This is a genomic window from Citrobacter sp. wls710 (genome assembly GCF_005281115.1).
In the GTDB taxonomy this organism is placed as follows: domain Bacteria; phylum Pseudomonadota; class Gammaproteobacteria; order Enterobacterales; family Enterobacteriaceae; genus Citrobacter; species Citrobacter werkmanii.
On record NZ_SZXD01000035.1, the window covers coordinates 98,157 to 121,117 of the forward strand.

At 53.8% G+C, this 22,961-nt stretch carries 14 protein-coding genes; 5 read left to right on the forward strand and 9 right to left on the reverse strand.

Annotated features, from left to right (window positions below; translation table 11 throughout):
- Nucleotides 1-116: 116 nt before the first annotated feature.
- Genes baeR through FDX14_RS17120 form a run of 6 tightly spaced genes read right to left on the reverse strand, consistent with a single transcriptional unit; the run spans nt 117 to nt 11,098 of the window.
- Nucleotides 117-839 carry an envelope stress response regulator BaeR gene (baeR, locus tag FDX14_RS17095; RefSeq protein ID WP_043016895.1) on the reverse strand — a complete coding sequence of 241 codons (723 nt, stop codon included), beginning with the start codon at nt 837-839 and terminating at the stop codon, nt 117-119.
- Complete coding sequence (gene baeS / locus FDX14_RS17100; RefSeq protein WP_042307430.1) at nt 836-2,239, reverse strand: envelope stress sensor histidine kinase BaeS; 1,404 nt, start codon at nt 2,237-2,239, stop codon at nt 836-838. Before baeS ends, baeR begins: the two co-directional genes overlap by 4 nt.
- Nucleotides 2,239-3,651, reverse strand: coding sequence for an MFS transporter (locus FDX14_RS17105; protein WP_042307431.1), 1,413 nt, complete (start codon nt 3,649-3,651; stop codon nt 2,239-2,241). Before FDX14_RS17105 ends, baeS begins: the two co-directional genes overlap by 1 nt.
- Nucleotides 3,648-6,728: a multidrug efflux RND transporter permease subunit MdtC gene (gene mdtC, locus FDX14_RS17110; protein WP_137349925.1), complete on the reverse strand. Its 3,081-nt coding sequence runs from the start codon at nt 6,726-6,728 to the stop codon at nt 3,648-3,650. Before mdtC ends, FDX14_RS17105 begins: the two co-directional genes overlap by 4 nt.
- The gene (locus tag FDX14_RS17115; protein ID WP_137349926.1) at nt 6,729-9,851 is read right to left on the reverse strand and encodes an MdtB/MuxB family multidrug efflux RND transporter permease subunit; all 3,123 of its coding nucleotides are present in this window, start codon (nt 9,849-9,851) and stop codon (nt 6,729-6,731) included.
- Nucleotides 9,851-11,098, reverse strand: coding sequence for an MdtA/MuxA family multidrug efflux RND transporter periplasmic adaptor subunit (locus tag FDX14_RS17120; RefSeq protein WP_137349927.1), 1,248 nt, complete (start codon nt 11,096-11,098; stop codon nt 9,851-9,853). The genes FDX14_RS17115 and FDX14_RS17120 overlap by 1 nt, the downstream gene beginning before the upstream one ends.
- 279 nt (nt 11,099-11,377) lie before the next feature.
- Here FDX14_RS17120 and FDX14_RS17125 point away from each other — a divergent pair, with 279 nt between their 5' ends.
- Nucleotides 11,378-11,437 (forward strand): type I toxin-antitoxin system Ibs family toxin, encoded by a 60-nt coding sequence (locus FDX14_RS17125; RefSeq protein ID WP_137350000.1) that lies wholly within the window; start codon nt 11,378-11,380, stop codon nt 11,435-11,437.
- Between the two features lie 99 nt (nt 11,438-11,536).
- Here the strand turns inward: FDX14_RS17125 and yegD are convergent, their stop codons facing one another.
- On the reverse strand, nt 11,537-12,889 hold the full coding sequence (yegD, locus tag FDX14_RS17130; RefSeq protein WP_137349928.1) for a molecular chaperone: 1,353 nt from the start codon (nt 12,887-12,889) through the stop codon (nt 11,537-11,539).
- A gap of 136 nt (nt 12,890-13,025) precedes the next feature.
- On the opposite strand from yegD, the gene alkA reads away from it, so the two are divergent.
- On the forward strand, nt 13,026-13,895 hold the full coding sequence (gene alkA / locus FDX14_RS17135) for a DNA-3-methyladenine glycosylase 2 (protein ID WP_042307985.1): 870 nt from the start codon (nt 13,026-13,028) through the stop codon (nt 13,893-13,895).
- On the opposite strand, the gene FDX14_RS17140 is transcribed toward alkA, so the two are convergent.
- Nucleotides 13,863-17,192, reverse strand: coding sequence for a diguanylate cyclase (locus FDX14_RS17140; RefSeq protein WP_137349929.1), 3,330 nt, complete (start codon nt 17,190-17,192; stop codon nt 13,863-13,865). The genes alkA and FDX14_RS17140 overlap by 33 nt on opposite strands.
- A 316-nt stretch (nt 17,193-17,508) precedes the next feature.
- Here FDX14_RS17140 and udk point away from each other — a divergent pair, with 316 nt between their 5' ends.
- From udk to asmA, 3 genes are all read left to right on the forward strand, one after another.
- Nucleotides 17,509-18,150, forward strand: coding sequence for a uridine kinase (gene udk, locus FDX14_RS17145; protein WP_003036776.1), 642 nt, complete (start codon nt 17,509-17,511; stop codon nt 18,148-18,150).
- A 91-nt stretch (nt 18,151-18,241) separates the two neighbouring features.
- Nucleotides 18,242-18,823, forward strand: a complete 582-nt coding sequence (gene dcd / locus FDX14_RS17150) for a dCTP deaminase (protein WP_003834269.1) — start codon at nt 18,242-18,244, stop codon at nt 18,821-18,823.
- 25 nt (nt 18,824-18,848) lie between these two features.
- Entirely contained in the window at nt 18,849-20,702 is a 1,854-nt protein-coding gene (asmA, locus tag FDX14_RS17155; protein ID WP_137349930.1) for an outer membrane assembly protein AsmA, read from the forward strand.
- Between the two features lie 44 nt (nt 20,703-20,746).
- Here asmA and FDX14_RS17160 read toward each other — a convergent pair whose 3' ends face one another.
- On the reverse strand, nt 20,747-22,330 hold the full coding sequence (locus FDX14_RS17160) for a TerC family protein (protein ID WP_137349931.1): 1,584 nt from the start codon (nt 22,328-22,330) through the stop codon (nt 20,747-20,749).
- Nucleotides 22,331-22,961: the final 631 nt, after the last annotated feature.

Genomic DNA, 22,961 nt, shown 5'->3' on the forward strand with positions numbered 1-22,961 from the left:
GTTAGGGGAGTGCCCCCATATTAAGGGCGGGCATTGTAGCGCTGAGGGGCGGGCAGGTAAAGTCATTGTGCTGGTGGTTGCTTCGCCTTACCCGATATCATTTGGACTATCGCTGATTACGCAATTCGGCACGCATCGGCTTCCCAGCGATACCCTACGCCATACACCGCGCGAATGAAGGACTGCTCTGCATCCAGCGACTCCAGCTTACGTCGCAGGTTCTTAATGTGGCTGTCGATGGTGCGGTCGGTAACGACGCGGTAGTCGTCATACAGATGATTGAGCAACTGCTCGCGGGAGAACACTTTTCCCGGCTCGTGTGACAGCGTTTTGAGTAAGCGAAATTCCGCAGGCGTTAAGTCGAGCATTTTCCCCCGCCACGACGCCTGAAAACGACCTTCGTCGACGATCAGCGGACTGTCTGCATCCATTTGTTGCAGTTCGCGCTGTGGCTTGCAACGGCGCAGGATCGTCTTCACGCGAGCAACGACTTCGCGCGGGCTGTAGGGTTTACAAATATAATCATCCGCACCAATCTCCAGTCCCAGCAGACGGTCAATTTCTTCTATCTTGGCGGTTACCATCATGATAGGGATTTCAGAGAAACGGCGAATTTCCCGACACAGGGTCAGGCCATCGGTACCGGGCAGCATCAGATCCAACAGGATCAGATCGGGCGGCGTTTGACGCACGTAAGGCAGCACCAAATCGCCATGGCTGATGAGCGTAGGCGCGTAACTTGCTGCACGCAGATAATCGATAAGCAGTTGTCCCAGCTTGGGCTCGTCTTCCACGATCAGAATACGCGGCGTGTTTTCATCAATGGGTAACTCTGTCATACATCTCTCTGTAAATCGCGTTCGAGCGGTAGCTCTACTGTAATGCTAACCCCGCCAAAAGGCGAATGGGCGGCACGGATCAGACCATTATGCGCCTGTACAATATTGACGCAAATCGCCAGCCCCAAGCCGGAACCACCGCTGGCTCGGTTACGCGAGCCTTCAGTGCGATAAAACCGTTCAAACAGCTTCTGCAACTGCTCTTCACTCACGCCGGGAGCGGAATCAGCGAAGGTTAATAACACCATTCGTTCACGTTGTTCAGCGCTGATATGCAGCCCGCCGCCGTTGTCGGTGTAGCGCAAGCTGTTTTCCAGCAGATTGTTGAACAGCTGCATCAGACGATCCCTGTCGCCAAATACCGTCATACTGTCCGGGAGAGAAAGTTGTATCGTCAATCCCCGGCTGGCAAAGCGTTCACGAAATGCACCGCTTGCCACTTCCAGCAGGGGAATAAGATCCAGCGATGTTTTCTGGTAGGCCAGCGCGCCTTCATCGGACATGGAGAGCTGATGAAGATCGTCCACCAGTTTGGTGAGCGTTGCGACTTCGGCCTGTAAAGAGGTCACGGAGTCGGGGGTAAACTGGCGTACGCCATCCTGAATAGCTTCCAGCTCGCCGCGTAGCACCGCCAACGGCGTACGCAGTTCGTGAGAAATATCGGCCATAAAATCACGCCGCATCTGCTGGTTTTTTTCCAGCGTACTGGCAAGCTGGTTGAAATCTTGCGCCAGTTTGCCCAGCTCATCGGTACTGGTCGGCGCAACGCGGGTGGTGAAATCGCCTGCAGCCAGTTTATGCGTGCCTTCCACCAGTCGTTTGACCGGGGCCAACAGGCCGCGCGCCAGCGTAAACGTTGCCAGCGCCGCCAGAATCGTGGAGAGCGCGACGATAAGCCAACTGGAGCGTCTTTGCTGCATGTCGAAATTGATATCCGTATTTCGCGTTAAGCGCTCTACGGGAGAAGCAATCACGGCACCCACTTCGCTACCGTTGACGCGGATAGGATGGCGCATACCGTCGTGAGGGACCGGAGCGCGCGGACCGACCAACACGCGAGCGTTTTGATCAACAACCCAAAACTGGGTACGCCAGCCGTGCGGCGGCATGCCGGGACCGGGTTTATCATCGTCGTTGTCGTGTTCAAAAGAGCGCAGGATCTGAAAAACAAAGCGATCGTTATTGCGTAAGAACCGCCAGTTGCCATGCTGCTCATACTGCTCGCTCAACGCGTCGCTGAGCATTTGCAGCCTCTGCTCATTACCGTGTTTGATATAGTCAATAAAACCACGTTCGAAGCTAATGCGTACGGCCCAGTGCATACTGATCAGCAACACAATGCAGGTGGCGAAAATCGCCAGAAACAGTTTGCCGGTGATACCGGGCCGCCAGAACTTCATCAGGTGCTCCTTTTGCGCCGTGAGATCACCGCGTTAGTTTGCGTGTCGTTCGGCACGCGGGCAAAAATAATGGCGGGCAGAGCAATAATGAATGCAATGCACAGCCAGGTATACATAAAGACGGTATGCGTACTGCCGCTGTCGATAGCGATATGCTGCTGACCAAACATGCCTAGCAACAGGCCAGCGATAGTCACCCCGATACTCATCGACAATTGCATGATCATCGACAGCAGGCTGTTGCCGCTGCTGGCAAGATCGTCTGGCAGGTCTTTAAGTGTAAGGGTATTCATGGATGAAAAACGCGTTGAGTTGACCATTCCCTGTAAGAACAGCACAAAGGGCAGGGCGTAATACCAGCCGAGCAGCGCGGTGGTCATCAGCAACAGGCTGACCAGAGACAGGCCAAGCGTTGTAGTGACCAGTACGCGGCGGTAGCCAAAGCGGTTAACGACCTGTACCACGATGCGCTTCATGCCCATACTGCCGAGCACCATCGGGACCATCATCAGCCCGGCATGAAAAGGTGAAAAACCGAGTCCAATCTGTAAAAACACTGGCGTCATAAACGGCAGCATACCGCTGCCGATACGTCCGGCAAAACTGCCGAGCAGACCTAACGAGAAGGTTGGTGTGTGAAACAGATTCAGACTAAACAGCGCGCGTGGGTTACGATGGGCGTGTTTCAGATATAGCGCAATAGCCAACGCCCCGCAGATAACCAGCACCGCCAGCGTGATACCGGAGATGCCGGTTCCTTTACTGCCATCGAGCGCCAGCGTTAGCACCGCCATGCCGACCGCCAGCATCGCGAATCCCGAAAGATCGAAGCGTCGCGTTTGCATGGTGTAGTTGGGCATCAGCATTAACGTTGCTATCGCGCCGACAATGCCAACCGGAATGTTCAGCAAAAATATCCAGTGCCAGGAGGCATACTCAACCAGAACGCCGCCTAACGCCGGACCCAGCAATGGGCCAATCTGGCCGGGTAACGTGACAAACGTCATCGCCGCCATATATTGCTCACGCGGGACGATTTTCATCACCGTTAGTCTGCCAACCGGCACCATCATCGCGCCACCAACGCCTTGTAAGACGCGCGCCATCACCAGCTCGTTGAGCGTGCTGGACCAGGCGCAAAACAGCGAGCCAAGCGTAAACAGGATGATGGCGGTGAAGAAGATATTGCGCACGCCAACTTTGTCCGCCAGCCATCCGCTGGCGGGCAGCATTACGGCAACGGTTAATACATATGACACAATGACCATATGCATATGTAACGGGCTTTCTCCGAGGCTGGCGGCCATCGAAGGAAGCGCGGTATTGACGATGGTGGTATCCAGCGACTGCATAAAAAAGCCGAATGCCACAATCCAAAGTTGCCAGCGGGTGCTGTCGGGAAGTTCTGTCATAACTCTGCTACCGGTTTGCTATTTTTACGTGAAAAACGCAGACGCAGACGGTCGAAAAAGAGATAGACCACGGGTGTGGTGTACAGCGTCAGGAGTTGACTTACCACCAGCCCGCCGACGATGGTGATCCCCAAAGGCTGGCGCAGTTCGGAGCCATCACCTGCTGATAACACAAGCGGCAGCGCGCCAAACAGCGCAGCCAGCGTGGTCATCATTATTGGGCGAAAGCGTAACAGGCAAGCCTGGAAAATGGCTTCCTCCGGTGGCAACTTACCGTTTCTCTGCGCTTCCAACGCAAAATCGACCATCATGATGGCGTTTTTCTTCACAATGCCAATTAATAGCATGATCCCTATCAGGGCGATTAGGCTGAACGGGGCATTGAACAGCTCCAGCGCCAGTAAAGCCCCAACGCCCGCTGAAGGCAGTGTGGAAAGAATAGTCAGCGGGTGAACATAACTTTCATACAACATGCCCAACACGATGTAGACCGTTGCGATGGCGGCGATAATCAGGATCACCTGCGAGTTCATGGTGTCCTGGAAGACCTGTGCCGTACCGGCAAAACTGCCGCGAACCGTCGAGGGAACGCCAAGCTGGGTCATCGTTCTGTTGATGGCCTCCGTCGCTTCAGAAAGTGAAGAGCCTGTCGGCAGGTTAAACGACACCGTTGACGCGGCGGACAAGCCCTGATGATTCACCGACAGCGGGGCATTCGCCGGTTGCCATTTGGCAAAGTACGATAACGGGATCGCCTTACCGTCATTGTTGATGACGAACATTTTGTCCAGCGCGCTGATGTCCTGGGTGTAACGTCGATCAACCTCCATCACCACTTTGTACTGGTTCATCGGTTGATAAATTGTCGAAATCTGCCGTTGTCCGAAAGCGTTATTCAACAGGCTGTTGGCGGCGGCAACATCTATTCCCAGACGCGACATGGTGTCGCGATCGTAAATCAGATTCATCTCCGCGCCATTGTCCTGTTGATCGGAGTTGACATCCGCCAGTTGGGGCAGGGCGGCTAACGCCTTGCGAATTTTAGGTTCCCATTCACGCAGCGCCGCCAGATCGTCGGACAGCAGTGTGTACTGATAGCTGGCGTTGGCCTGGCGTCCACCGACGCGAATATCCTGCACCGCCATCAGAAACAGATTCGCGCCCGGCTCTTTGGCCAGCGCGACGCGCAGGCGGTCGATCACCTGTTGAGCGCTTTCACGGCGTTCATCGCGTGGTTTGAGGGTAATAAACATCATCCCGCTATTGACCCGGGAACCACCGGTGAAGCCAGTGACGTTATTCACCGCCGGATCGTCGCGGATGATCTGCATAAAGTCTTGCAGTTTGCCGCGCATCGCCTGGAAAGAGATGCTTTGGTCAGCCTGGATCCCGCCCATCAATACGCCTGTATCCTGCTCAGGGAAGAAGGTTTTTGGGGTGGAAATGTAGAGCCAAATGTTCAGCGCAATGGTGCCGAGTAATACCACGCCCACCAGCCGCGTATGGCGCAGCACCCATTTAAGCGATGTGCCGTAGCCCTGTTGCAGCGCCACTAACACGCGACCAAATCCCCGCTTACGCGTTTGTTCGCGCGGGGCGCTGGATTTGAGCATCCAGCCACACATCATTGGCGTTAATGTCAGTGACACCAGCAGGGAAATGCCGATTGCCACCGACAGCGTGACAGCAAATTCGCGCAGCAATCGCCCCGGCAGGCCGCCCATCAGCAACAGCGGTAGGAATACCGCGACCAGCGACAGGCTCATGGAGAGAACCGTAAAGCCCACCTCGCGCGTGCCCTGTAGCGTGGCCTGAAGTGGTTTCATTCCCGCCTCGAGGTGGCGGGCTATGTTTTCCAGTACCACGATGGCGTCATCGACGACAAAACCCGTGGCAATGGTTAGCGCCATTAACGACAGGTTGTTCAGGCTGAATCCGCACAAATACATGGCGGCAAATGTGCCGATTAGCGAGACCGGAACCGCGACGGCGGGGATGAGTGTTGCACGTCCGGAACGCAGAAAGACAAAGACCACCAGGATAACCAGCGCCACGGAGATAATCAGCGTCTGTTCAACTTCCTCCAGCGAGGCGCGAATGGTCGGCGAGCGGTCCTGGGCGATTTGCAGATCGATGGAGGCCGGGACCAGCGTTTGTAATTCCGGCAATTTAGCCCGAATGCTGTCTACCGTCTGAATGATATTGGCTTCCGGCAGCTTGCGGATCATCAGCAGAATGGCCGGTTTGGCATTGGTCATCCCCGCATTGCGCACGTCCTGTACCGAGTCGCTCACAGACGCAACGTCACCTAACCGCACCGCAGCTCCGTTATTGTAGTGGATGATAATCGGTTGGTATTCGGCTGCCGTTTTCAGCTCATCGTTGGTTTGTACCTGCCAACGATGGGTTTCACTCTCGAGCGCTCCCTGCGGTTTACGCACGTTGGCGTTGTCGATTGCGCTACGCACGTCGTCCAGCGATACGCCCTGGTTAAACAGCGCTTGCGGGTTGAGTCCTACACGCACGGCAGGCAGAGAACTTCCTCCCACGTCCACGTCACCCACGCCGTCGATTTGCGCGATGGTTTGCGCCAGTTGGGTCGACGCAAAATCGTACAGTTCACCCTGGGAATACGTATCAGAAGTGAGCGTCAGGATCATGATCGGCGCGTCGGAAGGGTTAGCTTTGCGGTACGTTGGGCGACTGGGCATTCCGCTAGGCAGCAGGCTTTGTGCGGCGTTGATTGCGGCCTGAACGTCTCGCGCAGCGCCGTTGATGTCTCGGTCGAATTTAAATTCGAGAATAATGCGTGTGCTGCCAAGCGAACTGCTTGAAGTCATTTCGTTCACGCCCGCGATGCGGCCCAGAGAGCGTTCCAGCGGGGTGGCGACAGAGGAGGCCATCGTTTCGGGAGACGCGCCGGGTAATGAGGCGCTGACCATAATCACCGGGAAATCCACCTGCGGCAGCGGGGCCACCGGTAGCAGACGAAAGCCCAGTATGCCGCACAGAGTGATGGCCACAGAAATGAGAATAGTCGCCACCGGACGATGAATGAAAAGCGCGAAAAATTTCATTTACGCTTCCTCTTCCTGACGTGGGAAGCGGCTTTTCACATACAGCGATAAACGGTCAAACAGCAGATAAATCACTGGGGTGGTGAACAGGGTTAATACCTGGCTTACCAGCAGACCGCCGACCATGCCAATCCCTAATGGACGGCGTAACTCTGCGCCCACGCCGGTGCTTAACATCAGGGGCAATGCGCCCAGCAGCGCCGCCAGCGTGGTCATCAGGATCGGGCGAAAACGCAGCAGACAGGCCTGGAAAATAGCTTCACGCGGCGCCATACCCTGTTCGCGCTCTGCGGCCAGGGCAAAGTCGATCATCATGATGGCGTTTTTCTTGACGATACCGATGAGCAAAATAATGCCGATAATCGCAATGACGTCCAGTTCGCTGCCGGCAATCATTAACGCCAGCAGTGCGCCAACGCCTGCCGTGGGCAGCGTGGAGAGAATGGTAATCGGGTGAATAAAGCTTTCATACAGCACGCCGAGTACGATATACATCGCGACAACCGCCGCCACAATCAGCCAGATAGTGTTACCCAGCGCGGCCTGGAAGGCCAACGTACTGCCCTGAAACTGGGTGGTAATGTTCGCTGGCAGGTTAAGCGTTTTTTCGGCATCCAGAATCGCCTGTACCGCATCGCCCAATGAATAGTCGTCTGGCACATTGAACGAGATGGTTGTCACCGGAAACTGATCGAGATGGTTAATCGACAGCGGAGCAAAACGCTGTTCAATGCTGGCGATAGCGCTGAGCGGCACCACGCCGCCGTCGCTACTGGTCAGACGAATAGTCTCCATAGCCGCAAGCCCTGGCGTCGTGTCGGTGTCATGTTCTAACACGACGCGATACTGGTTTGCCTGCGTATAGATGGTTGAAATCAGGCGTTGGCCGAAGGCGTTGTACAGGGCGTTATCGACATCTGCCATGCTGATACCTAAACGGCTGGCGCTGTCGCGATTGACGTTCACATAGGCTACCAGCCCTTTGTCCTGCCAGTCACTGCTGACATCAGACACCTGCGGTAGCTGTTGTAGCTTTTCCAACAGTTGGGGAACCCAGGTGCTGAGCGCATCCAGGGAGGTTGCTTGCAGCGTGAATTGATATTGCGTCCGGCTGACCTGAGTATCAATCGTCAGGTCTTGCGTAGGCTGCAGATAGAGGTCGACGCCGGGAACGTTGTTTACTGCCTCTTGTAACCGCGCGATCACTTTCTGCACGCGATCATCGCGTTCATCCAGTGGCTTAAGGTTGATTTGCATACGTGCGCTGTTTAATGCCGGATTGGTGCCGTCCACGCCAACAAAAGCGGTCAGGCTCTCAACCGCCGGATCTTGCAGGATGACATCTGAGACCTGACGCTGACGCTGGGCCATGCTGGCAAACGAGCTGGACTGCGGTGCCTGCAGCGTGCCCTGGATGATGCCGTTATCCTGTATCGGGAAGAAGCCTTTTGGAATAAAGACCCACAGCATGACGCTTAGCGCCAGCGTGCCAAGCGCCACGCTGAGCGTCAGCCACGGATGGTTGAGTACCTTTGCCAGCCAGTGACCGTACGCGGCGATAATGCGATCAAACATCCGTTCCGAGGCGCGCGAGAAGCGGTTCTGTTTACGTAACGATGCCTGACTAAGCATACGCGCGCACATCATCGGCGTGAGGGTAAGTGATACGACGGCGGAAATCAGAATCGCCACGGCCAGCGTAACGGCAAACTCGCGGAACAATCGCCCGACAATATCGCCCATAAACAACAGTGGGATCAGCACGGCGATCAGCGAAAATGTCAGAGAGATGATGGTAAAACCAATCTCGCCCGCACCTTTCAGGGCGGCGGTCAGCGGTTTTTCGCCTTTTTCGATATAACGTGAAATGTTCTCAATCACCACGATGGCGTCATCCACCACAAAGCCGGTGGCGATGGTTAGCGCCATTAAGGTCAGGTTATTGATAGAGAAATCAAGAAAAACCATCACCGCGAAGGTGCCAATTAGCGACAGCGGCACGGCGACCGCGGGTATAATCGTTGCCGGGATATTGCGCAGAAACAGGTAGATAATCATAACAACCAGTGCAATCGCCAACATCAGCTCAAACTGGGTGTCGGCTACGGATGCACGAATATTGGTTGTACGATCGGAAAGCACGCTGACCTTTACTGATTTAGGCAGGCTTTCAGTGAGCTGCGGCAACATTTGGCGGATGCTGTCAGCAGTGGAAATGATGTTTGCCCCCGGCTGGCGCTGAACATTCATCACAATGGCTTGTTGCTTATTGGCCCATGCGCCCAGCCAGCTATTTTCTGCCCCTTGCTCAACGCTCGCGACATCGCCCAGACGAACCGGCGCGCCGTTTTTATAGGCAATAATAAGCTGACGATATTCATCCGCAGACTGCATCTGGTCGTTAGCTGAGAGCGTGACGGCGCGCGTTGGGCCATCAAGACTGCCTTTAGCCGAGTTGACGTTGGCGCCGGTAATGGCCGTACGGATGGTTTCGCTGGTCAGACCGAGCGCGGCAATGGCCTGCGCATTAAGCTTCACGCGGACAGCCGGACGTTGCCCACCGGAAAGCGTCACCAGACCCACGCCGGAAACCTGAGAGATTTTCTGGGCGACGCGGGTTTCGACCATATCTTCCACCTGCGTCATCGGCATCGCGCTGGAGGTGACAGCCAGCGTCATGATTGGTGGATCCGCCGGGTTTACCTTACTGTAGACCGGCGGGTTAGGCAGATCGCCCGGTAATAAATTGGTGGCGGCATTAATGGCGGCCTGAACTTCCTGCTCGGCGACATCCAGCGGGAGCGTCAGTTGAAACTGCAACGTGACGACCGAAGCACCGCCGGAGCTTTGCGAGGACATCTGTTTTAAGCCGGACATTTGTCCAAACTGACGCTCAAGCGGCGCGGTCACCGCCGAAGTCATAACGTCCGGGCTGGCGCCGGGGTAGAGCGTTACGACCTGAATTGTGGGGTAATCCACTTCTGGTAAAGCGGCGATCGGCAGGAAGCGATAACCAATAATACCTGCCAATAAAATGGCGACCATCAGCAGCGTGGTGGCGACGGGGCGCAGAATAAACAGGCGCGATGGGCCGCCTGAGTTGCCAGGAGGTAACACCTGCATCAGGAGTTAGCTCCTTTTTTTCCGTTGCCGCGCGGCGTAGTTTTTTCGTCTGTTACAGAGGTGTCGTGCGCCTCTACGACTTCAACTTTGGCCCCTTCCGTCAGGCGGTCAATACCGTCGGTCACTACGCGATCGCCCACGGACAGTCCGGCGGCAATCACCACTTTCTGGCTATCCTGGATACCCGGTTTAACCAGGTGTTTACTGACGTTATTGTCGCTGTTAAGCACCCAGACAAAGTGACCTTCATTACCCATTTGCAGGGCTGCTGTGGGGATAACAACGGCATTTTGTTCCGTGTCGACCAGCATGCGGGCATTAACGAACTGATTTGGGAATAAGGCATCATCCTGATTGTTAAACCGGGCCTTAACTTTGATGGTTCCGGTGGTTGCGTCGATTTGATTGTCGAGGCTCAGCAGGACGCCTTCGCTGAGTTTTTGCGAATTAGTACGGTCCCAGGCTTCGACCTTCAGCGGGTTCCCCGATTTTTGCGCCCGCAACACGGTGGCGATGTCGTTTTCGGGTAAGGTGAATATCAAGTCGATGGGGTGGGTTTGTGTAATGACGACGATGCCGGTGGTATCACCGCTGGAAATCTGGTTGCCAACATCCACCTGTTTCAGACCGACCCGTCCATCGACAGGCGCGGTTATACGGCTCCAGTCGAGCTGCAATTGGGCGCTGGCGACGCTGGCTTCATCCGCTTTGATTGTCCCTAACGTCTCATTTACCAGCGCCTGTTGGGCATCCAGCTCCTGGCGGGAGACCAGATTGGTTTTTACCAACTGCTGATAACGCGCAAGATCGCGACGGGCATTCGCCAGCGTGGCTTTATCTTTTGCCAGTTGCCCCTGCGCCTGAGCCAGAGCAACTTTAAACTGGCTGGGGTCTATCTCTGCCAGCAAGTCGCCGGCTTTTACCTGTTGCCCTTCCGCGAAGTGTAACGCGATGAGCTGGCCATCTACCCGGCTTCGCACCGTAGCGGTATTGGCGGCAGTAATAGTGCCTAGCCCCGTCAGATAACGTGGAACGGCTTCCTCGGTGGCGGTGGCGGCCTGAACGGGAGCCAACGGCCCGGAACGCATACCACGACGCCCAGCTCCTGGCGAGTGCTGCGCTGGTTTGGTCGCGCCGGGTGCGGTGCCCTGGGGTTCACTGCGGCTTTGCCAGAACCAGAATGCGGCGATGGCGGTCACGACGATCACAGTTGCTATCACCCAGCGGGATTTGTTACTGCCTTTCATTGTTATGGGTTTCTCATCCTGAAACGATTCGCGGAATGATACTAGTTTAGCCAGCGAACAAGGGAGAAAAATGGAGGAATTATGAAACACTGTCGGGATTCGTCTGAATGCTGATGCGGCTTTGCGAGGCGTTACGCAACATTTAGCGTTGAAAACGGCGAACAAGAAATAGTGCGTTAGAGTGCGTTCAAGGCAAAAAGGAGGTAAGCCAGAGATTTCAGCGGGACGCTGGAACGGGAAAGCCCCTCCCGAGGAAGGGGCCAAAATAAGGAAAGGGTTATGATGAAGCACGTCATCATACTGGTGATATTCTTAGTCATTAGCTTCGCGGCTTACTAAGACACCAGGGGGAGGGGAAGCCCTCCCTAACCCTCACTCCTGAAAATAAGCCACAGCAACGGTGATGTCAATATGCACACCTTTCAGCTTGCGAGCGGCTTAGCGGAAAACAACCTCAGCCCAGCGGGCCAGTCCAGCGGTAACGGAACCGAAATCATCGCCACCGGCAATTGGGATCCCCGGAAGCTGCTCTGCGAGAGCTTTTTTGATCAGCGGTGAACGCGCGCTGCCGCCGGTCAGGTAAATCACGTCCGGTTTTTCCTGCGCGTTTTCCAGCGCCAGTTGCACCTGCTCGAGAATGCGCGCCAGGGGCTGATTAAGCGCGGTTTCCAGTCCGTGTTGACTGATATCGGTGGCCAGCGTTTCGCTGATAAACGGTATTGCCACCGTAACTATGTTCTGGTCGGACAGCGCGATTTTGCTCTCTTCTGCGCTGCGCACCAGGCGGTAGCTCAGACGCTCGCGCCAGACTTTGAGCAACAGCGCGACTTTATCGGCTTCCCGGGCGTCACGTACAAGATCGTTTAATAAGCGTCCGTTGGCACTACTGTAGAACTCACTTTGCGCGGGGACATCGTTAATCGCGACCGCGTTCCACCAGGGCAGAATAGGTAAGGCGATGCCTTTTTCCGTTTCTCCACCCATGCCGAGGAGCGGCATCAAGTGTTTAAAGGCCAGCGCAATATCCAGATCGTTCCCGCCTACGCGGCAGCCGCTGTGCCCCAGCAGGCTGTTTTCGCGATCGGCGCGTTGATGCCATTGTGGTCCCATTAGCAACAATGAACAGTCGGTTGTACCCCCGCCAATGTCCACGACCAATACGCGTTTTTCTTCCTGCAGCGTGGCTTCGTAATCCAGACCAGCTGCTACCGGTTCGTACTGAAAGACGACATCCTGAAAACCAGCGCGTTTTGCCGCACGTTCAAGGATACCTTGCGCCTGAATATTGGCGTCATCGCCACCTAAACCCTGGAAGTTGATTGGGCGACCAATAACGGCCTGGGTGATGGCTTCCGGCAACTGGCTTTGTGCCTGATTACGAATATGCAGCATCATGGCACAGACCAGATCCTCAAACAGCGCAACCTGCTGCGGTTTCAGACCGCTGGCACCGAGAAAGGATTTTGGTGATTTAACGAAGTACACCTCTTCCGGATCGTCAATATAGTGACCCAGCGAAGCCAGACCGAACTGCACGCTGTTGGCATTAACATCGATATCTTCTTCGCGGTTATAGCGCATCGCACGGCGCAGTAACGCCTGCGTTTCATCATCCGTGGTTGGAACGTCGTGATGCCGATACAGCCATTCGCTGACCGCTTCGCGTGTTGGCGCACAAAGCATTGAGGGCAGAAGCGTGCTGTTATTTTCCATTTTGAGCAACTGTGGCTGCCCATCTCGCATAACGGCCACTGAACAGTTTGCCGTACCGTAGTCAAAACCAATAAACACCGTAAAAATCCCCATGCCAGTGAAGAAGGGGCGTGACTTTAACGAAATGTTGACGTCCCGACAACTGGAATATGAAAGCAAGGCGTATCGTTTGAATACCGTTTATGCTGTAGGTTTGCTGGAAAAGGAAAATGCAATGTTCACGCTGAGTTGGCAACCGCCTTACGACTGGCCCTGGATGCTGGGGTTCCTGGCCGCCCGTGCGGTGGAAGGGGTAGAAACCGTGGGGGATCTGCGTTATGTCAGAAGCCTGTCCGTCGGGAATCATCGTGGTCTGGTGCGCGTGATACCGGATCTACACACCCATCAACTACACGTGACGTTGAGTCAGGGGCTACAGCCGGTGGCCGCAGAGTGTCTGGCTAAAATGACACGTTTATTCGATCTTACCTGTTGCCCGCAGCAAATAGCCAGCGCGCTGGGAAGCCTTGGGGCAGCGCGTCCGGGACTGCGTTTGCCGGGCAGTGTCGATGCTTTTGAACAAGGAGTACGAGCGATTTTAGGGCAGTTAGTCAGCGTGGCTATGGCGGCGAAACTGACGGCGAAAGTGGCGCATACTTATGGGCAAACGCTGGAGGATGCGCCAGAGTATGTGTGTTTCCCTACCCCTGAAGCGCTCGCTGATGCCGAACCATTACACCTGAAAGCGTTAGGGATGCCGCTCAAACGCGCTGAAGCGTTAATTCATCTGGCTCGCGCGACGCTGGATGGAACGCTTGCGACGCAAGCGCCTGCCGATATCGAGCAAGGCGTCAAACATCTGCAAACGTTCCCCGGAATAGGGCGCTGGACCGCCAACTACTTTGCGCTGCGGGGCTGGCAGGCGAAAGATGTTTTTCTGCCGGATGACTATCTGATTAAACAACGTTTTGCCGGCATGACGCCCGCCCAGATACGGCGGTATGCAGAGCGCTGGAAACCCTGGCGCTCCTATGCGTTATTACATATCTGGTATACGGATGGCTGGCAGCCGTCAGTTGATGGCGAAATTACTGGTATTCAGTAGCAGATCCAGCGGTTGGGCGTCGGCAATGATATCGCCATAAATCATATCAATCCCGATGCCAGAAAGCGCATCCATGATCAGCGGCAACTGCACCGGGCCGGCGATGGTTTTAATGTCCAGACGCTGAGCATGGCCCTGGATAATGGACACCCACATTTCGTCAATCAAGTTACCGTGGACGCTGGCGCTTAGCTCGCTGTCGAGCAGCAGGTAATCAACCATGCGATACTTCAGGTTGTCAAACAGCTCTAAATCGCGACCGACATGACTTAAAATAATTCGACATCCGCACTGACGCAGTCGATGTAATGTGGATATAGCCTGCGTTGGGTTTGTTTTTATCACGTTAGACGGAACGGTCAGGTGCAGCAGTCGTGGTGGTAACGGACTTCTTTGCAGTTGCCCCAGCAGCTCGTCAACAAGTTCTGTATTCAGCAGCCCGGCGGCGGAAAGGGGCAGGGCAATGCTGAGTCCCTTACTGGCGACGGCCGGGGCAGCACTCTGGAAGAACTCGGTGAATACCCGGCGGTCAAGCGCCTGATTCAATGTAGGATCGACCAGCCCGGCACGGAAAGCGTGTTCTTCAATAATCTCCCCTTCAGCTGTCCCTAAACGTAGCGAGAGGAGCCAAAAGCTGAACGTCTCCGGTATACGCGGGGAGGCCACGCCCCTGGCGATGATTAACATTGGATTGTGCGTAATGGTGTGTCTTTGTTCATCCAATGACAGCTGGCTTCGCGCAGCATGAGCCTCGCTTTGCTGGGGTTCATAAACGCAGACTCGCCCACGCCCACTGTTTTTCGCCGCATAACAGGCAATATCCGCCTGAGACATGACGTCGCTGGCGACATGGTTTTTTTCATCAATGAGCGTAATCCCCGCACTGGCGCCAATGCGGTGTAACCGGCCCTCCCACATAAAGTGGTAATCGTTGATGGCGCTGATGATGCGACCTGAGATAAAGCGGGCACTTTCGATATTACAATCCGGCAGCAACAGACCAAACTCGTCGCCGCCAAGGCGCGCCAGCATATCGCTGGAACGCAGCATGCTTAGCATCAGTGAAGAGAGTTCGCGTAGCAGGGCATCGCCTGCGGCGTGACCGGCGCTATCGTTTACGGCTTTAAAACGATCGAGATCGATAAAAACCAAAGCATGCTGTTGGTGCGTGTCGTGAACCGTATGCAGTAACTGCTTTAGATGATTTTCGAAGCTGACGCGGTTTGCCAACTGCGTCAGATCGTCATGCGAGGCGCTATAGCTAAGCTGGCGCAGCATTTTACGTGATTCGGTGACATCCTGAATCACCAGCACCGAGCCAATGCTGCCGCCATCGAGAGTACTAAGGGGGGTGATGCTGTACTGAATGTCATAACTGCTGCCGTTGCGACAATGCAGAACGACTTCCTGCTCGATGGCCGTACGCGACATGTCAGCACTGTAGATATTTTCCATCAGCGGACCGTTGTCGCCGAAAGTAATACGTAGTACCGTCAGCAGCGGAATGCCGATTGCGCTTTCCTGCTGCCAGCCGCTCATTTTCTCTGCGACCGGATTCATAAAGGTCACGTTCATATCAACATCAATACAAATCACCGCTTCGCCAATTGAATCCAGCGTAATGTGCAGACGTTCTTTTTCCTGATACAACGCTTCGTTAAGCTGCTTCACCTCGGTCATATCCATATTGATGCCAAGGAAGCGTTCAACTTCACCGTCTTTATTCAGTACCCGGTTTGCCAGTGAGCGGATATGCCGCACGCCATCTTTGACCGCAATACGAAACTCGAGCTTAAAGGGGGCCCGGGCGGCCAGCGAATCGCGAATGACATTTTTAGCATGTTCACGATCTTCGGGCACAACGCAGTCATACCAGACTTGCCAACTGGGTTTGATATGCGCAGGGACTTCATAGAGGTCAAACATGCGCTTATCCCAACTGATTACGTCAGGCTGAAGCTCCCATTCCCAGATTCCGATTCCCCCGGCTTCGTTGGCGAGGGTAATGCGCTCCATCAGCCGCTTGTTAATCCACTCGGTATGCTTCAGATCGTTAATATCCTCAACCTGCGCAATAAAGTAGAGGGGGGTATTGTCGCTATGACGCACCAACGAAACGGCCAGCAAGGCCCAGACGACATCACCGGAGCGCGTGTAATAGCGTTTTTCCATGGAGTAGCTGTTGATTTCTCCGCGCGCCAGCATATCCAGCTGTTCGAGATCATTGTTCAGATCTTCCGGCCAGGTTAATTGCTGGAAGGTTAGCGAACGTAGCTCATCCTGGCTGTAGCCCAGAAACTGGCACAACGCTTTATTCGCCTGGAGCCATTGCCCTTCGGTCCCCACCAGCGCCATACCAATCGCGGAATATTCCATGGCATTGCGAAAGCGCGATTCGCTTTCAGAGATATGTTTGCGTTCGGCCCGAAACGCGTACATCACCATCGTCATCATATTGGCCGGCAGCAGGATCATCAAAAACGGCAGCCACGGCAGGCTGGTCATCAAGTTGGGTTTGGGGATGTAGAGCAGAGAAGGGTCTGCGGCCAACATCATCGAGACCATCATCACGGTGCTGAGGAAAATTAAAAATGCCTCCATTCGCGGCAGGCGAACAGCGCTCCACATCAACAGGACGATAACGCAGGTAAAAGGCCATGGAAGATACATCATGGACAGCCAACTGAACGTCAAGGTCACCAGAAGTGTGATGACGGTTTCCAGCAGTAACCGCGGGTCGCGGTGGCGGAGCAAATAATGTGGCTTAAACAGCAAACCTAACGGCACCAGCGCCAGCGCGCCGATGGATTCTGACAGAACCCAAATAAGAAAAGTATTTAACGAGGTTTCCTTTGGCAGCAATAACCACAGTAACAAGCCGCCCAACACAGGGGGAACCACGGCGCTGCCAAATGCCAGGCGCGCCCAGTCGTTAAGATTTTGTAAGGGGTTGTACCAGGGCAGCAGTTTACGCAATAGCATTGCGCCAACGATAGCCTCAATAATGTTGATGGTCGTATAGGTGAAGCTTAGCGATTCTCCGGGGAAGAAGAGTAAAGACGCGCCGATATTACCAAATGAACAAGCCAGCGCGATTCCCGGCCACATCTTTCCCGCATGGCGGTAAAAAGCCACCATCATGATTGACGTTGGGAACCAAAGCGGGGCCAGCTGCGCACCGAAACGTGACAGTTCCAGCGAGAATAGCGTAAAAATGAAAGCCACCAGACCTAAACTGGCCATGCGCAGTAGAGGATGAGGTAAGGTAACTAAAACATGTTGGGATTGTTTACTCATTACCACTCTACCCAAATAGCCGATGTCGTCCGGGAGATATGCCGGATACATCATGTTTAATCTGCGATTATGCTAGTACAAACAATTTACAATTTATACGCCAGCTGCTCATAAATTAACACTCTCAAGCTATTAATTCCTAAGGCTGATAGATAAATTTAGCACCTGCTTTAAAACTGATCATTTTAATTTGCGACAAGGAAAGCATTGGTGCAGGCTGGACTGGCATCGCGCCGCTGAAATCCCTATAATTGGCCGCGTTTGGCGTTTCGACGCCGCCCTTCCTTACATCCAGGTTAATCAGGTCGCTAAATTTATGACTGATCAGTCCCATCAGTGCGTCATTATCGGCATCGCCGGCGCATCGGCTTCCGGCAAGAGTCTTATTGCCAGCACGCTTTATCGCGAATTACGTGAACAAGTCGGTGACGAACATATTGGCGTTATTCCCGAAGACAGCTATTACAAAGATCAAAGCCATCTGTCGATGGAAGAACGTGTAAAAACCAACTACGACCATCCGAACGCGATGGATCACAGTCTGCTGTTTCAACATCTACAAACGCTTAAACGCGGTAGCGCCATTGAACTCCCCGTTTACAGCTATGTTGAGCATACGCGCACGCAAGACACTATTCATATCGAACCCAAGAAAGTGATCATCCTGGAAGGCATTCTGCTGCTGACAGACGCGCGTTTGCGTGACGAGATGAACTTCTCAATTTTTGTTGATACGCCGCTGGATATTTGCCTGATGCGCCGTATTAAACGGGATGTGAACGAGCGTGGTCGTTCTATGGATTCGGTGATGGCGCAATACCAAAAAACCGTACGTCCAATGTTCCTGCAATTTATTGAGCCTTCAAAACAATACGCCGACATCATCGTGCCGCGCGGGGGTAAAAACCGCATCGCCATCGATATTCTGAAGGCTAAAATCAGCCAGTTCTTTGAATAAGTTCAGCGAATTGTGTACCGTTCAGTGATAACCTGGTTCACCCTTAACGCACCTGGCATTAAGGGGTTGAAGCACGAAAGGAGAAAGTGCCATGCGTTTATGTGACCGAGATATTGAAGCCTGGTTGGATGAAGGTCGCCTGTCGATCACTCCACGCCCTCCTGTCGAGCGAATCAATGGCGCCACGGTAGATGTGCGTCTTGGTAACAAATTCCGTACGTTCCGCGGTCATACGGCGGCGTATATCGATTTGAGTGGACCGAAAGATGAAGTCAGCGCCGCGCTGGATCGCGTAATGAGCGATGAAATCGTCCTCAAGGACGGCGAGGCATTTTTCCTGCATCCGGGGGAACTTGCGCTGGCGGTGACGTTCGAATCCGTGACGTTGCCTTCCGATCTCGTTGGTTGGTTAGATGGACGTTCTTCATTAGCGCGTCTGGGACTGATGGTACACGTTACCGCACACCGTATCGATCCGGGCTGGTCAGGGTGCATCGTACTGGAATTTTACAACTCCGGAAAATTACCGCTGGCCCTGCGCCCGGGCATGCCGATTGGCGCGTTGAGTTTCGAACCGCTTTCCGGTCCGGCTGCGCGACCTTACAACCGTCGTCAGGATGCAAAGTATCGCGATCAGCAGGGCGCTGTTGCCAGCCGGATCGATAAAGACTGAATGTTTTCAGTCCATTGGGGATAGCATGAGACGATTTCTGACAACGCTGATGATCCTTCTGGTCGTGCTGGTGGCCGGTTTTTCTGCGTTAGTACTGTTGGTGAATCCGAATGATTTCCGTGCGTATATGGTCAAGCAGGTTGCTGTGCGTAGCGGATATCAGCTGCAGTTGGATGGTCCTCTGCGTTGGCACGTATGGCCTCAGCTGAGCATCCTCTCGGGACGCATGGTGTTAACCGCTGAAGGTGCCAGTGAACCCCTGATTCGTGCCGACAATATGCGTCTCGACGTCGCGTTGTGGCCGTTGTTGAGCCACCAGCTCAGTGTGAAGCAGGTGATGCTCAAGGGGGCTGTGATTCAACTGACCCCACAAACTGAGGCGGTGCGTGGACAAGATGCGCCCGTTGCTCCCAAAGACAATACGTTGCCCGATCTGGCGGAAGACAAAGGATGGTCGTTTGATATCGCCAGTCTGCGCGTGGCCGACAGCGTTCTGGTATTCCAGCATGAAGACGACGAGCAGGTTACGGTTCGCGATATTCGTCTGGAGATGGAACAGGATAGCCAACACCGTGGTACGTTTGATTTCTCCGGGCGCGTGAACCGCGATCAGCGTGACCTTGCGTTATCCTTAAACGGCACCGTCGATGCCTCCGACTACCCGCATAATTTGTCCGCTAATATTGAGCAGTTAAGCTGGCAACTGCAGGGAGCCGATTTGCCGTCGCAGGGAATTAAAGGTGAGGGACAGCTTCAGGCGCAGTGGCTGGAAGAGAAAAAACAGCTCGCGTTTAGCCAGATTCATTTGACCGCTAATGACAGCTCTCTCGCCGGGCAAGCCCAGGTGTCGTTGTTAGATAAACCCGAATGGCTCGTCGACCTGAAATTTGGTCAGCTCAATCTGGACAATCTGATTGTGCAACGCGATGCCGTGGCAGCGACAAACGGTGAGGTGCAGCAAGGCCAGGGTCAGGCGACGCTGGCGCGTCCCGTCATTGCTTCGCAGGTTGATGCTGTCTCTTACCAGGGACTCAAGGGATTCTCGGCAGACATCACGTTACAGGCTGACAAGGTATTGTGGCGTAAAATGGCGTTTGAGAATGTCTCGGCAAAAATAGATAACCAGTTCGGCTTACTGAAGGTCGTGCAACTGGAAGGGAAAAATGACGGTGGACATGTTTCGCTTCCCGGTACGTTGGACGCCAGAAAAGATGAGCCGCGAGCAGTCTTTCATCCGCGACTGGAAGGTGTAGAAATTGGCACAATCCTGAAAGCCTTCAACTACCCCATCGCGCTGACCGGCAAGCTGTCACTGGCGGGAGATTTTTCCGGTTCAGATATTGACGCCCAGGCGTTTCGTCATAGCTGGCAAGGCCAGGCCCATGTCGAAATGAGCGATACGCGAATGGAAGGGATGAACTTCCAGCAGATGATACAACAAGCCGTAGAACGCAGCGGCGGTGATGTTAAATCACAGCAAAACCTGGATAACGTCACCCGACTGGATCGCTTTGTAACCGATCTGACGCTGGATAACGGCGAGGTTACGCTGGATAATATGGCCGGTGAGTCTGCGATGCTTGCGCTGACGGGCAAGGGGACGTTGGATCTGGTGAAGCAGAATTGCGACACGCAGTTTAACATTCGCGTGCTGGGCGGCTGGGATGGCGAAAGCAAGCTGATTAAGTTCCTGAAAGCCACGCCGGTTCCTCTCAGGGTTTATGGCCAGTGGCAGGCGCTGAACTATAACTTGCAGGTTGATCAGCTGTTGCGTAAGCATCTGCAGGATGAAGCGAAACGTCGTCTGAACGATTGGGCCGATCGCAATAAAGACTCCCGCAACGGTAAAGATGTTAAGAAGTTGCTGGATAAACTCTGATTCAAATTGCCGGATGGCGACTGATGCGCCATCCGGCGGGTGATTTACACCTCGTAATCCATCTCTTCTTCAGCGTGTAGCGGTATCAACTGGACTTTTTGCACGCGATGGTTTTCCACCTGCAAGGTTTTTAGTCGGTAGTCGCCAACCTGAACTTCCTCTCCGGTTTTCGGAATACGCTGTAAATATTCCATCAAAAGCCCGGCAATGGTGTGATATTCACGTTTTTCATCTAACGGAATAGGGACGTACTGCACCAGATCTTCCAGCGGCATGTGACCGTTAGCCGTCCACGAACCATCGGCATTTTTCTGGATATCATGGCGGGCATCAATCTCTTCTACTTCATTTGGCAGATTACCGGCGATGGTTTCCATCACGTCACTGAGCGTCACGATCCCTTCTACAGAACCAAATTCATCAGCAATAAAAGCGAAGTGCGTGCGGGCATTACGGAACTGCTCCAGCGCCGGAAGCAGCGGCAGCGTTTCCGGGAACACCAGCGGCTGACGAATCAGAACGCGTAAGTCGAGCGGCTCACCGCGCAGAGACTGCTGCAGCAGATCGATGACATGCACTACGCCCAGCAGTTCTTCCTGCTCGTCTTCCCCGGTAACGACCAGACGCGTATGCTGGATTTTTTCCAGTAAAGCGCGAATTTCTGCTTCGGGTGCGTTGAGATCGACGTGTTCAATGTCGTGGCGTGAGGTCATTATGCTGCTGACGGTACGCTGATTAAGATTCAGTACGCGCTCAATCATCCGCCGTTCCTGAGGCGCAAAAATCTGCCCTTCCTGATGATCCGCCAGCATAGCAGCGGTTTCGGCATCCAGTTCGGCATCTTCTTTTTGACCGCTCAGCAACCTCATCACCGCCTCGGCGGTGCGCTGGCGCAAGGTATGATTAGCTGACAGGAAGCGACGACGGTTAAAGATTGCCAGCTGGTTCAAGGCTTCGATCATCACCGAGAAGCCGATAGCGGCGTACAGATAACCTTTCGGGATGTGGAAACCGAACCCTTCGGCGACCAGGCTGAAACCAATCATCAGCAGGAAGCTCAGGCACAGAATAACGATGGTTGGGTGGCTGTTGACAAAGCGAGTCAACGACTTGCTGGCGAGCACCATCAGGCTGATGGCAATAATCACCGCCGCCATCATCACCGCCAGGTGATCGACCATCCCGACGGCTGTAATGACTGAATCCAGAGAGAATATGGCGTCCAGCACCACTATTTGCGCGACCACCCCCCAGAACTTAGCGCCTTTACGCTGGGTGGGATTGTCGCTGTCTTTTCCTTCCAGCCGTTCGTTTAGCTCCATTGTGGCTTTAAACAACAGGAAGAAACCGCCGAACAGCATGATCAGATCACGCGCGCTGAAACTGAGGCCGCGAATGCTGAACAGTGGCGTAGTCAGCGTCACCAGCCAGGATATTGATGCCAGCAGCAGCAGTCGCATGACCATTGCCAGCAGGAGCCCGGTAATACGCGCCTTATCCCGCTGGGCAGGAGGGAGTTTCTCCGCGAGGATGGCAATAAAAACAAGATTATCAATGCCAAGAACAAGTTCGATCACGATTAGCGTGACGAGTCCGGCCCAGATTGACGGATCGGCAATCCATTCCATAGTAAGTGCTATACCCATAGTTGTATGACAATTGTCACAATTCGATCATGGGTAAAACTGGCGGAAAATGCAATGCCGGAAAGGGATTTCTCTGGTGGTTATATCAGGATGCCAGCGGGAAATAGCCGTAATGTAACTACAGGAAATAATTTTCTTTAGCTAATTATATTTAGGAAATATCGCAGGTGGTGTATTTATTTAGCAATGCTGTCAATATCGATAAAATCCTAAAAATATATAAATTATAGCCTTAATATTATTCTTAAAAGCAAGTGAGCGGAGGCTTGTTATCTTGCCTGCTATTCACTTAGCTGCAACAATTCTTCCGGTAATAATCAAAAGATAAATATTTCCTCATCAACCAGTGACGTTATTCCCGATGCGTTGCTGTTCTGAATGTGATGAAAATAAAGGAGAAGATAAAAATTTAAATTAATCAGTGCATTGGTAGCTAATGAAGCCAGGGGCGGTAGCGTGTCTGGCCACCTGAAAACAAGCCTGAATTATTCTGTCAAGAGACCGCAGATGAATCCATTATTTTTAGGATTGATGCCAGTTAAATTCCTTTTCAATTAACGGCAAGGTAAATGTGTACAGGCGAAGCCGCTATTTAGAACGCACGTGATAATTA